The sequence below is a fragment of the Streptomyces sp. NBC_00287 genome, from assembly GCF_036173105.1.
Taxonomy (GTDB): Bacteria; Actinomycetota; Actinomycetes; order Streptomycetales; family Streptomycetaceae; genus Streptomyces.
Genome location: NZ_CP108053.1, coordinates 8,613,181 through 8,625,728, shown reverse-complemented (window position 1 = coordinate 8,625,728; position 12,548 = coordinate 8,613,181). Strand labels below are relative to the sequence as shown.

7 protein-coding genes and 1 pseudogene are annotated in these 12,548 nt (G+C 70.7%); 5 read left to right on the top strand and 3 right to left on the bottom strand.

The genetic code is table 11. The features are described 5' to 3' along the window. Nucleotides 1-23 precede the first annotated feature (23 nt). The gene (locus OHT76_RS39160; RefSeq protein ID WP_328875620.1) at nucleotides 24-1,103 is read left to right on the top strand and encodes a ComEC/Rec2 family competence protein; all 1,080 of its coding nucleotides are present in this window, start codon (nucleotides 24-26) and stop codon (nucleotides 1,101-1,103) included. A gap of 11 nt (nucleotides 1,104-1,114) precedes the next feature. On the opposite strand, the gene OHT76_RS39155 is transcribed toward OHT76_RS39160, so the two are convergent. From OHT76_RS39155 to OHT76_RS39145, 3 genes are read right to left on the bottom strand one after another with little or no spacing between them, the layout of a single operon-like run. Next, nucleotides 1,115-2,389, bottom strand: a complete 1,275-nt coding sequence (locus OHT76_RS39155) for an MFS transporter (protein ID WP_328875619.1) — start codon at nucleotides 2,387-2,389, stop codon at nucleotides 1,115-1,117. Beyond that, complete coding sequence (locus OHT76_RS39150; RefSeq protein ID WP_328875618.1) at nucleotides 2,386-3,615, bottom strand: MalY/PatB family protein; 1,230 nt, start codon at nucleotides 3,613-3,615, stop codon at nucleotides 2,386-2,388. The genes OHT76_RS39155 and OHT76_RS39150 overlap by 4 nt, the downstream gene beginning before the upstream one ends. A gap of 58 nt (nucleotides 3,616-3,673) precedes the next feature. Further along, nucleotides 3,674-4,282: a DUF998 domain-containing protein gene (locus OHT76_RS39145; protein ID WP_328875617.1), complete on the bottom strand. Its 609-nt coding sequence runs from the start codon at nucleotides 4,280-4,282 to the stop codon at nucleotides 3,674-3,676. A 94-nt stretch (nucleotides 4,283-4,376) separates the two neighbouring features. Between OHT76_RS39145 and OHT76_RS39140 the strand changes: the two genes are divergently transcribed. From OHT76_RS39140 to OHT76_RS39125, 4 genes and pseudogenes are all read left to right on the top strand, one after another. Then, nucleotides 4,377-5,711, top strand: coding sequence for an acyltransferase family protein (locus OHT76_RS39140; protein WP_328875616.1), 1,335 nt, complete (start codon nucleotides 4,377-4,379; stop codon nucleotides 5,709-5,711). A 284-nt stretch (nucleotides 5,712-5,995) separates the two neighbouring features. Then, a pseudogene (locus tag OHT76_RS39135) lies at nucleotides 5,996-8,448 on the top strand (SpoIIE family protein phosphatase). A 230-nt stretch (nucleotides 8,449-8,678) separates the two neighbouring features. Continuing rightward, on the top strand, nucleotides 8,679-10,664 hold the full coding sequence (locus OHT76_RS39130; protein WP_328875615.1) for a beta-galactosidase: 1,986 nt from the start codon (nucleotides 8,679-8,681) through the stop codon (nucleotides 10,662-10,664). A gap of 162 nt (nucleotides 10,665-10,826) precedes the next feature. Next, nucleotides 10,827-12,524 carry an alpha-galactosidase gene (locus OHT76_RS39125; RefSeq protein WP_328875614.1) on the top strand — a complete coding sequence of 566 codons (1,698 nt, stop codon included), beginning with the start codon at nucleotides 10,827-10,829 and terminating at the stop codon, nucleotides 12,522-12,524. The last annotated feature ends 24 nt before the right edge of the window (nucleotides 12,525-12,548 follow it).

Here is a 12,548-nt window from a genome sequence, read left to right as displayed (position 1 = left end):
GCCCCGCTCGGAAGGAGCGCGCCATGTTCACTTTTGACTTCCTCAACGCCCGGCACGGGGATTCCTTCCTGGTTCGGTGGGGATCGCCCAAGGCGAAGGTCATGCTCGTCGACGGCGGGCCGAGCCAGGTCTTCGAGAAGTCGCTGCGCGAGCGCTTGTCACAACTCCCTGCGGACGCCCAGGGCATCCCGAGGATCGACATCGTCTGCCTGTCCCACGTCGACGACGACCACGCCGTCGGACTGCTCAAGCTGCTCAGGCAGATAGAGCACGCCAGGGACGACCAGGAACCCGATCCCTTCGCCGTGAAGCGGGTCTGGTTCAACTCCGTGGACGAACTGGTGGACCGTGTTTCGCCCGGGCTGAGCGCCTCGACCCAGGAGATCATCGACCGCGCGAGCGAGGAGAGCCGTGCGGTGAGGGCCAGTTACAACCAGGGACGTGCCATCCGGGACGCGGCAGCCGCACTGGGTCTGGACGGCAACCCGCTCTTCGACGGGCCGCTCATCGAAGGCGAGGAGACGACACTCGCCCAGCTGCACATCACGGTGGTGGCCCCGGACAACACCGCCCTGCAGAAGCTGACCGAGCGCTGGCGCAAGGCGCGGCAGCTGCGCGACCCGAGCGTCATCACATCCGCCTACGCGGACGACTCGATACCGAATCTCTCCAGCATCGTCCTGATGCTGACGCACCGCGGACGCACCGCACTGCTCACCGGAGACGCCCGAGGCGACCGCATCCTCGCCGGGCTGCGCGCCACCGGGCTGCTCGACGACACGGGACCGCTCCACGTCGACCTGCTGAAACTTCCCCACCACGGCAGTGATCGCAATGTGGAGAGCGACTTCTTCGAAAATATCCACGCCGATCACTACGTGATCTCGGCAGACGGGGTGAAACACCATCACCCCAGCGAAGACACCCTGCGCATGCTGGTCGATTCGAGGGACCGCGACGACGAGTACACCATCCATCTGACCAACCGGATCGGCTTCGCCGATGACACCCTCGACGAACTGCGGAACAACCGGAACTTCACGGTGGATGTCCGGGCAGCCGCGGACCTGGCGCTGGTCATAAAGGTCGGTGACGAGGCGTAAACGGTGGTGGATCACCGAGCTGGACGGGCGTTGGCGGTCGCGGCGATGGCGGGGAGTACGGCCAGGGAGAGGATGCCGCCGCTGATGGCGAGGATGGGGTAGCTCGTGGTGGACACGACGAGGCCCGAGGCGAGTCCGCCGGTGGCGCCGGCGATGGCGATGGAGACGTCCACCAGGCCCTGGGTCTTGGCGCGGGTCGCCAGCGGCACGGCGTCGGTGATCATCGCGGTGCCGGAGACGAGACCGAAGTTCCAGCCGATTCCGAGCAGGGCGAGTGCGAGAGCCAGAAGCGCGACGGAGTCCCCGGGCGCCGCGGCCGCGGCGATGCCGGCGGTAAGAAGGGTGAGGCCGGCGGCGGCCGCGACGGCGGTGCGACTGTAGCGGTCGACGAGCCAGCCGGTCAGCGGTGAGGGCAGGTACATCGCGCCGACGTGGATGGCGATGACGAGGCCGGAGGCCGCGGTGCCGTGACCGTGGTCGTGCATATGGACCGGGGTCATCGTCATGACAGCGGTCATGACGAGCTGGGTGAGAATCATGGTCAGCGCGCCCAGCATCAGGGTCGGACTGAGTGTCTCCGTCTGGACCGGCGCCGGCCCGGTGTCACCGGCGCTTTCGGCGGCGGCCAGTTGGCGCGCGTGGAGGCTGCGGGCGAGCAGCAGCGGGTCCGGGCGCAGCCAGATGGCCAGGACCAGCGCGGCGAGGGCATACGCGACACCGGCGAGGAGAAACGGACCTGCGAGTGCGGGGATGTTCAGGGACTCGGCCAAGTCGCCAGTAGGGGCGGCGAGGTTGGGGCCGACGACACCACCGAGGGTGGTGGCGACCAGGACGGTGGAGACGGAGCGGGCGCGGTGGGCGGGGGCGGCGAGGTCGGCCCCGGCGTAGCGGGCCTGGAGATTGGTTGCGGTGCCGGCGCCGTACACGAACAGCGCGATGAACAGCAGGACGGGGTTGTCGGCGACGGCGGCCGCGAGAACTCCCGCGCTGCCGATGGCTCCGGTGAGGTAACCGACAGCCAGGCCGGGGCGGCGGCCCTTCGCCTGGGAGATCCGGCCGACGGCGACCGCGGCGAGTGCGGATCCGGCGGTGAACAAGGCGCTGGGCAGTCCCGCGAGGTCGGTGGCGCCGAGCATGTCCTGCGCGAGCAGCGCTCCGACGGTGATGCCCGCCGCGAGCCCGGCACCGCTGAGGATCTGGGAGGTGATCAGTACGGCCAGGATGCGGCGCTGGGTCTCGGGCCGGGGGGATATACCGGCGCTGGTGTCCGGAGCGGTGCTCGTCACGGGCAGTTCTTTCCGAGAGTTTCGACCGCCGCGATCAGTCGCCGTACGGCTTCATCGACCGTGGAGCGCGGGCAGCCCAGGTTCACGCGCATGTAGCCGTGGCCCTCGATCCCGAACTTCTGCCCCTTGTCCAGCCACAGGCGCGCCTTCGTGAGCATGAAGGTGTCCAGGGACTCGGCCGACATCCCGAGGCCCCGGCAGTCCATCCACGCCAGGTAGAGGGAGTCGGCCGGCAGCACCCGTACCTTCGGGGTGGCTCCGTGGACCGACTGCGCGAAGTGCGCGTGGTTGCCGCGCAGGTAGGTGAGCAGTTCCTCCAGCCATGGCTCGCCGTGTGCGTAGGCGGCTTCGGCGGCGGCCATGCCGAGCACGTTGACCAGCGGGAACAGGTTGCGCTCGTACTGGCGGGCCAGTTCCTCGCGCAGCCGCGGGTCGGGGACGAAGACGTTGGCGCTCTGCAGGCCGGGGAGGTTGAACGTCTTGCTGGGGGCGGTGCAGGTGATGCTGTTCCGCGCGAACTCCGGGCCGAGCGAGGCGAACGGGATGTGCTTCTTGTCCGGGTTGATGATGAGGTCCTGGTGGATCTCGTCGGCTATGACCAGGACGCCGCGCCTGGCGCATATCTCTCCCATGGTCCTCAGCTCGTCCTCGGTCCAGACGTTCCCGGTGGGGTTGTGGGGGTGGCTGAGGATGAACAGCTTGGTGTCCGGCCGGATGGCCGCCTCGAACGTCCGGGGGTCGAACCGGTAGCCGTCGTCGGTCCGCTCCAGCGGGGCGAGCGCGAGGTGTCGGCCGTTGAGCAGGACGTCGTCGCGGAAGTGGGCGTAGACCGGCGGCTGGATCAGGACCGAGTCGCCCGGGGCGGAGAACGCCTGCACCGCTGTCTTGAGCGTGGTGATGATGCCTGCGGTCTGCAGCACCCACTCCCGCGGCACCTCCCAGCCGAATCGTTTGGCCTGCCACCCGGTCACGGCGTCGAGGTAGCTGTCGCTCGCTCCGCCGGGATAGCCGAAGACGCCGTAGTCGACGGCCTCGTGGAGCGCGTCGATCACTGCCTGCGGAGCCTTGAAGTCGGTGTCCGCGACCCACATCGGCAGGGGGTCGGCCGCGGCTTCGTCGGCCGACAGCAGCTGGTGGGCGGTGCCCCACTTCATGGAGTTGGAGTTACGGCGGTCGACTACGGCGTCGAAAACCGAGCCCGAGGTTCCCGTGATGTCAGTGGCCATGACTGGATGCTAGCCACGGACGGATCACGCTCACCGAGCCGGCAACGGCTGAAACCCGTCAGCCGTCAGCCGTCGCTGTCGCTGTCGCTGTCGAATAGCGAAGACAGGAGACGACGACCACGAATGGCCAGAGCGACTGCATGAACGTCACCAGGCGTTCCGCGACACCGATGGCACCCTGATAACGCACCTCGAGCAGAAACCAGGCGGCGCCCAGGCCCATCAGAGCGGTCGCGAACAGTGAGGGCGTGGGCCTGAGACCCCATGGGGCGGCTCGGCCGCGATGCGCTGCAAGTACCGGCCACACCGCGAGGAGGGTGAAGCCGACCACGGCAACGGAACCATGGCGCAGGTCGCCCCCGCTGTTCGGCGCCGGCACCACCACCACGGCCAGGGCCGAAACGCCGCCGCCCGCCAGCGCCATGCGACCGGCGCGCGTGGCCGCACGCAGTCCCCAGGCGGTGAGCAGGTGACAGACGCCGACGGCGAGCAGCGCAACGGTCATCACCCAGAAACCCGCGGCTCCGTAGGCCCCCAGGACGCTGATCGTCTGCGTGGCCGAGTCATAGGCGGATCCCTCCAGCAGCGCCGCGATGGCCCACCCGGCCACCAGAAGCACCGGCGCGCATCCGGACGAGAGCAATGTCCATACAGGGACAAGTCGCATCAGACCACCGTAGATCGCCGATAGTCCTCCGCAGCGCAGACACCGCCTGGGCGGGTTGCCGATCGCCGTCGGTCGCCGTTCCTATGATGGCCGCATGAGCGGCCTGCGCGAGCTCGCGGAGGGCACACCGCCGGAGCGGGAACGCTATATCGACCTGCTGCGGGCGCTGGCCATCGTCGTTGTGGTGCTCGGCCACTGGACGGTCATCGTGGTCACGGGCGGGTCCGGCGGCCTGGACGGCTTCAGTGCCCTCGAAGTGCTGCCGTGGGGCCGCCCGATCACCTGGCTGCTCCAGGTGATGCCGGTGTTCTTCCTTGTGGGCGGGTATGCCAATGCCGCCTCGCTGATGTCACGCACCCGTCGGGGCGGCGACGCCGGGGACTGGTTGCTGGACCGCAGCGCCCGGCTCGTACGGCCTACGACCGTGCTGCTGGCAACACTTGCCGCCGCCGCGTTGATCGCCCGGCTGGCGGGCGTCGACCCGGCTCAGGTCGGCCGGGCGGTGTGGCTGGCCTCGATCCCGCTGTGGTTTGTGCTGGTCTATCTCGTGGTGGTCTTCCTGACACCGCTGATGCACGGCCTGCACCGCAGGTGGGGGCTGGTCGTGCCGCTGGTGCTGGTGGGGCTGGTCGCCGCGGGTGACATGGCGCGGCTGGTGTTCGACGCGTCGGCGCCGCAATGGGGCAATTACCTGTTCGCCTGGCTGGCGGTGCACCAGATCGGCTTCGCCTGGCAGGACGGGACGCTGCCGGTCCGGCCCACGGTGGCCGTGCCGCTGCTGGTGGGCGGAGCCGGGGTGGCCGTACTGCTGACGGTGGGCGGCCCCTACCCGGTCAGCATGGTCGACGTTCCCGGCACGTCGTTCCGCAACCTCTCACCGCCGACCCTCGCGCTGCTCGCGTTGGCAACGGCTCAGCTCGGGCTGGTGCTGCTGCTGCGCGACCCGGCGAGCCGGTGGCTGCGACAGCTCGGGCCGTGGATGGCCGTGATCGCGGTGAACTCGGTGATCCTGACGGTGTTGCTGTGGCACATGAGCGCGTTCGTGCTCGTCGCCGGTGCCGTTTACGGCTTCGGTCTGTTCCCGCTGCCTGAACCCCCTGGCCGGACCGGCGCCTGGCTGCTGTGGAAACTGCCGTGGCTGGTCCTGCTCCTCCTGGTGCTCGGCGCGTTGGTGGCCCTCGCCGGCCGGGTCGAACGGCGCGGCGCGGTGCCCTCGCACAGCCGTTGGACACCCCGGGCGCTCGGCCGCCCCGGACCGCGCGCCCTCGCGACCTCCGTCGGCTACGCGGCCTGCGTGCTGGGTCTGCTGGGTCTCGCCGCCGGCCCGGTCGAGCGCGGCGCCGTGGGGCTCCCGGCCGCGGGGCTGGCGGTCTTCCTGTTCGGCGGCGCCGTGCTGCGCGCGGCACGCGGTGTGCGAGGAAGGGGATGAACGGGGGACCATTCCCTCGCCGTACGGGAAGGGCCGGCCTCCACCCGCAAGGTGATCAACGCGACCAGCAGGGCGCGAGGCCCGGCTCGGCCTCGGCCCGCACGGCGCCTTCGGTGTCAATGTGAGTGTGCCGAGGCCCCCGGCCGGCCTCGCTCCGGCACCCCGGCGATCCCGGACGCATCGGCCGGAGCGCCATGGCGCGGGGGCGGATCTAGGCTGGAAGCAGCCGCTGGAAACCAGCCCTGACCGGTACGGCTGTCCGGACGGAGGCGTGGCGCGTGGACATGGCCGACAAGCAGGATGCCCCCACTGCCGCTGTCGTAGTGGACCCGGACGGCCTGGTGAGCGGCTGGAGCGACGGGGGGCGGCTGCTGTTGGGCTGGACGGCGCAGGACACCGTCGGCCGCCCCGTGACCGACCTGCTGGTCGATCCCCCGCCACCCGGCTTCCCCGAGGGCTACGGCGCCGGCCCCGACCCCACGGGGTTCATCCCGCTGCGGCACCGGGACGGTTCCACGGTGGACGCCGTGGTGACGGCTCACCCACTGTTCGGCCCCGACGGGCGGGCACTGGGTCACGTGGTGACCGTCCAGCGCTGGGGACGCCGCCCGGTGATCGCCGACCGGGCCTTCGAGCAGTCCCCCTTCGCCCTGGGCATCTACGACCCTGAGCTGCGGTTCCTGTGGATCAACGCCTCCTCATGCCGGGTGATCGCGCACTCCGAGGAGCAAGTGCTCGGTAAGAAGTACCGCGAGGTGTTGCCCGAATTCGACCGCACGCTGTTTCCCGAAAGGGACGACAAGCCCTACACCGACAAGCTCGCCGAAGTGGCGAGGACGGGCGAGCCCGCGCGGCTCATCACCGTCTTCCGCCCGCGCGGCAGTAACTACGCCACGCCTGGGCCACCAGCATCTGGCCCGTCCGGGATGGCGAGGGCAGGGTCCGCGCGGTCGCCAACTGGGGATTCGACATGAGCGCCGAGTACTGGGCTCGGCAGCGCCTGCTCCTGCTCAACGAGGCCACCCGTGGCATCGGCCGGACACTCGACGTGATCGGCACCGCCCAGGAACTGGCCAGGACCCCCGTGCCGGGATTCGTCGACCTCGTCACCGTAGATCTCTTCGACGAGGTGCTGCGCGGAGAGGAACCGCCCTCCGCGTCCGCGTTCACCCCCGGCGAGCCCCTCGCGCTCAGCCGTGCCGCCCAGCACAGCGCGAGGGAGGAAACCGACCGACCTCCCGGGCCCACGACGCCGGTCAGCCACACTCCCGGTTCCGTCGCCGCCCGCTGCTTGGCCACCGGCAGGTCCACGGTCGAGCTCGCCGCTGAGCCCGGCGAGGGCGGCGAATGGGCCTTCGGGCCCGGGCTCGCCGCCGACCCGGCGCACTGGCCACCGGGCAACCCGTTGATCGACGGGTCCGTCGCCGCGGACGGGCTGACCGGCCGGATCACGGTGCCGCTCCGGGCGCGCGGCGCGCTGCTCGGCGTCGTCGCCTTCTCCCGCCGCGACCGGCCCGAGGCCTTCACCGCCGACGACCTGATCCTCGCCGAAGAGCTGACCGCCAAGGCAGCCGTCGCGATCGACAACGCCCGCCGGTACTCGCGCGAGCACACGACCGCGCTGACCCTGCAACGCAGCCTGCTGCCGCAGGGGCTGCCGAACCAGGAGGCGGTCGACGTGGCATCCCGCTACCTGCCCGGCGGGACCGGCGCGGAAGTGGGCGGTGACTGGTTCGACGTCATTCCGCTGTCCGGCGCCCGGGTCGCCCTGGTCGTCGGCGATGTCGTCGGCCACGGCCTGCACGCCTCGGCCGGCATGGGCCGGCTGCGCACAGCAGTCCGCACCCTCGCCGACGTCGACCTGCCCCCGGACGAGCTGCTGACCCACCTGGACGACCTGGTCCTCCACCTCGCCAGCGACCTCCAGTCCGCCGGCCAGTTCCAGCCGACCGGCGAGTCCGGGGCCACCTGCCTGTACACCGTCTACGACCCTGTCTCCCGGCGCTTCACTCTGGCGAGCGCCGGCCATCCCCTGCCGCTGGTCATCTCCCCGGACGGCACCATGACACCGGTGCCCGCACAGCCGGGACCGCCGCTCGGCATCGGCGGGCTGCCTTTCGAGGCCACCGAGCTCGAACTGCCCGAGGGCAGCCTGCTCGCCCTCTACACCGACGGACTGGTGCAGAGCCGCGAGCGCGATGTCGACCAGGGGATCGCCGAACTGCAGCAGGTCCTGAACCACTCGGCCACCTCGCTGGACGCCCTGTGCGACACGGTGATGGACGCCATGCTCCCCGAACGCCGCACCGACGACGCCGCCCTGCTGCTCGCTCGTACTCACGCGCTGGATCCCCACCACGTCGCCGACTGGGACGTAGAGCCCGACCCCGCGCAGGTGCCGCGCGCCAGGAAGTTCGCCGTCGAACAGGTGGACGCCTGGGGCCTGGAGGAGGCCTCATTCGTCACCGAACTGGTCGTCAGCGAGCTGGTCACCAACGCCATCAGATACGGCGAGCCCCCGATCAGGCTGCGGCTGATTCGCGACACCTCCCTCATCTGCGAGGTCTCCGACGCCAGCAACACCGCACCGCACCTGCGCCGTGCGCGCGCCTTCGACGAGGGCGGCCGTGGCCTGCTGCTCGTCGCCCAACTCACCCAGGGGTGGGGCACCCGGCACACCACCAACGGCAAGACGATCTGGTGCGCGCAAACCCTCCCCGAGCCCGGGCCGCGGTGAGGTCCTGTTCGGACAGCACCCGTTTGACTGAGCAAATGTCGAAGCGCTTCGACGATGCCACTCCCCCGAGCGACTGGTCAATGGGCCAGCAATAGAAAGTCTCTGGCGGTAGAGGCCCTTGTTTCACCTGAAACTTGTCCGTTACCTTGCGCCAGGAAGTGAAGCGCTTCGACAACGGCCGTACTGCTGCCAACGGCTCCGACTCGACTCTCCGAACCCGAGGAACCGTCATGACGACTCGCAGCATCACCGACCGCCTGGGCGGCCTGGCCTTCGGCGGGGACTACAACCCCGAGCAGTGGGACGAGCCGGTCTGGAAGGAGGACGACGAGCTCATGCGCCGGGCCAGGGTCAACCTGGCCACGTTGGGCGTCTTCTCGTGGGCCCTGCTCGAACCGGAGGAGGGGCGCTACGACTTCGCCCGGCTCGACGCCCACATCGACCGCCTCCACGCGAACGGTGTGGCCGTCGACCTCGCCACCCCGACCGCCTCCCCACCGCCCTGGTTCACCCTGGCCCACCCCGACGCGCTGCCGGTCGCCCCCGACGGCACCCGCCTCGTCCACGGCAGCCGCGACACGTACTGCCTCGCCGCCCCCGCCTACCGCAACGCGGCCCGCCGGATCGCCTCCGCGCTCGCCGAACGGTACGGCGACCACCCCGCCCTCGCGCTGTGGCACGTGCACAACGAGTACGGCACGCTCTGCTGGTGCGATCACACGGCCGCAGCCTTCCGGGTGTGGCTGCGTGCCCGCCACGGCTCACTGGACGCCCTCAACGAGGCCTGGGGAACGGCGTTCTGGAGTCAGCACTACACCTCCTGGGAGCAGGTGCTGCCGCCGCGCGCGACGCAGTGGCACAAGAACCCCGGCCAGGCACTGGACTTCCGCCGCTTCTGGTCCGACGAGATCATCACCGCCTACGGCGAGCAGCGCGACGCGATCCGCGCGCACAGCGACCGGCCGGTGACGACCAACCTGATGCTCCCCGCCTACCAGAACGTGGACCTGTGGGCCTTCGCCCGCGAACTCGACGTCGTCACCTCCGACCAGTATCCGACCGCACCCGGCCTGGACGCCGCAGCCAGCGCCGCCTGCCACGCCGACCGCACCCGCTCCCTGGGCGGCGGACGCCCCTGGCTGCTGATGGAACAGGGCACCAATACCGTCTACGACAGCGGCCGGATACTCGGCAAGGAGCCCGGCGAGATTCTGCGCCACACCCTCGGCCACATCGCCCGCGGTTCGGAGGGCGCCCTGTTCTTCCAGTGGCGGCAGTCCCGGGCCGGCGCCGAGACCTGGCACTCGGCGATGGTCCCGCACGCGGGTCCGGACAGCCGTATCTTCCGCGAGGTCACGCAGGTGGGCGAGGCGGTCGCCCGGCTGGGCGAGTTGGCGGGGTCGACGGTCACCGCGTCGGTGGCCGTGCTGGACGACCCGGACGCCTGGTGGACGCTCGGCGTGGACGGGCTGCCCTCTTCCCGCCTTGACTACCACGCGGCACTCGTCCGGGCGCATCGCGCACTGTGGGACGCGGGGGCCACCGTCGACTTCGCCCGGCCGGAGCACGAGTTGAGCCGCTACCGGCTCGTCATCGCCCCAGCTCTGTTCCTGCTGTCCGACAAGGGCGCCGAGCACCTGCGCCGTTACGTCGAGGGCGGCGGCACGCTCCTCGTCCAGCACGCGACCGGATACGTCGACGACCGTATGCACGCCCGGCTCGGCGGATACCCTGCCGGACCACTGCGCGAGGCGCTGGGCATCCGCGTCGAGGAGTACCGCCCGCTGCGGCAGGACGAGCGGATCACCCTGTCGGACGGGGCGTACGGCACGGTCTGGAGCGAGTGCCTGCGCACCGAGGGCGCTCAGACGCTCGCCACCTATACCCACGGCATGCTCACGGGCAGCCCCGCCCTCACCCGGCACCGCTTCGGCACCGGGCAGGGCTGGTATCTGTCCACGCGCCTGGACGACGCCGACTACGCCGCCCTGGTCGGCCGACTGCTGAAGGAGGCCGGCGTCGAACCGGACGTACCTGGCCTGCCGGCCGGTGTCGAAGCCGTCACGCGAAACGCACCCGACGGACGCCGCTGGCAGGTCCTGCTGAATCACAACCCCGTGGCCGTGCCCTTGCCGGACCCCGCCCACGACCTGCTCTCCGATGGCCTCGCGCACGAACTGCCGCCCGGCGGTTGTGCGGTTCTGCGCGGGCGCTGACCTCGAAAGGGCCGCCATGACCAAGGAACAAGGGACCTTCCGCTGGGGGCACGAGGCCCTTCACCTCGAGATCGTCCTCGATGACGACGGCAGCCCGCGCCTCACGTACCTCGGCCCGGCGAAGCGCAGAGAGTCCCGGCTACATCCCTGCCCCTGGTGGAGGTGACGGCCGCGGGTCACGGCTGTGGCTGGTCGGGCAACCGCCTCGTGGGCACCGATCTCGGCGGGCGGCTGCGCCACCGGAGCCACCGCGCGACCCGCGACGGCGACTGGCACACACTGACCGTGCACCTCCACGATCCGGAAACCGGGCTGGTCGCGGAGGTGACCTACCGATCACCGAACGGCATCCCCGTGCTCCGCAGCGAGGTGACCCTGCGCAACGCAGGGCAGACCACGCTGCACCTGGAGTCGGTCAGCTCGCTCGCGGTGGGTTGCCTCACCCCTCAGGATCCGGCGGCCCTCGACGCCGCGGACCTGCTGTGGGCGGAGAACGACTGGCTCGCCGAATGCCGCTGGCAGCTACAGCCGATGCGCCTGACCACACCGTCCCTCAGCGGACGCGTGAGCTACGGGCACGGCAGAGCGGGCTTCGCCCTCAACGGACAGGGCGCCTGGTCCAGTTGCGGACACCTCCCCATGGGCGGCCTGACGGACCGGCGTACCGGCCGCACCTGGGTGTGGCAGATCGAGCACAACGGCGGGGACTGGCGCTGGGAGTGCGAAGAGCGGGACAAGGCGGCCTACGCGGCGCTGTTCGGACCCACCGACACCCACCACGGCTGGCGGCACTCCCTTGAACCCGGCGCCGTCTTCCGCACCGTACCCGCCGCCTTGTCCTTCAGCGCCGACGGCGGCCCCGACGCCGCGTTCGCCGCGCTGACCCGCTACCGCCGTGCCCAGCGCCGACCGCACGCCGACCACCAGCGCCTGCCCGTCATTTTCAACGACTACATGAACTGCCTCATGGGCGACCCCACGACCGAGAAGCTGCTGCCGCTCATCGACGCGGCGGCCGACACGGGCGCGGAGTACTTCGTGATCGACGCCGGCTGGTACGACGGCGACAACGGCGGCTGGTGGGACAGCGTCGGCGCCTGGGAACCTGCCGCCTCCCGGTTCCCCGGGTCGCGCGGGATCCACGAGGTGCTGGACCGCATCCGGGAGCGCGGCATGGTTCCCGGCCTGTGGCTGGAGCCGGAGGTGATCGGCGTGCGCAGCCCCATGGCCAAGTCCCTGCCCGACGAGGCGTTCTTCCGCCGCGACGGCGTCCGTGTCACGGAGGCCGGCCGGCACCACCTGGACCTGCGCCACCCGGCTGCCCCTGCCCACCTGGACCAGGTCGTGGACCGCCTGGTGGGTGAGTGGGGTGTCGGCTACCTCAAGCTCGACCACAACATCGACCCCGGCTCCGGCACCAGCGCCCACCCCGGCCTTCTCCATGGCCAACGCGCTCCTCGGCCGGTGCCGCAAGCCGTGCCGTCCTGGCCGCTCGGCCTTCCTGCCTGGGACCACCCCTGGGTCGCCCTGGCCCTGCGTACTCCCGCCACCACCTACCTCACCGCCTGGCGCCGCCCCGGAAACGACACCACGGCGACGCTTCAGCTGCCCCACCTGCGGGACACCGCCGCCCGTGCCGACCTGCTCTACCGTTCCTCTGGACTGAGCAGGAGTGAATCCGCTCAGCCGCACGCCCCGAACGGTCTTGGGCGCACTGGTCCCCGGCGTACTCAACCCCGGGGCGGCGACACGCATCCTGTGCGTGGTCCGGGCCCGGGAGGTCGGTTCCCAAAGCCCGGAAGCCAACCATCACACGATCGAGTTAAACCGCCTCGTGCACGCTCCCCGGCAAGCAGCTGACGACCCCTCGGTCAGTCGGGCCGA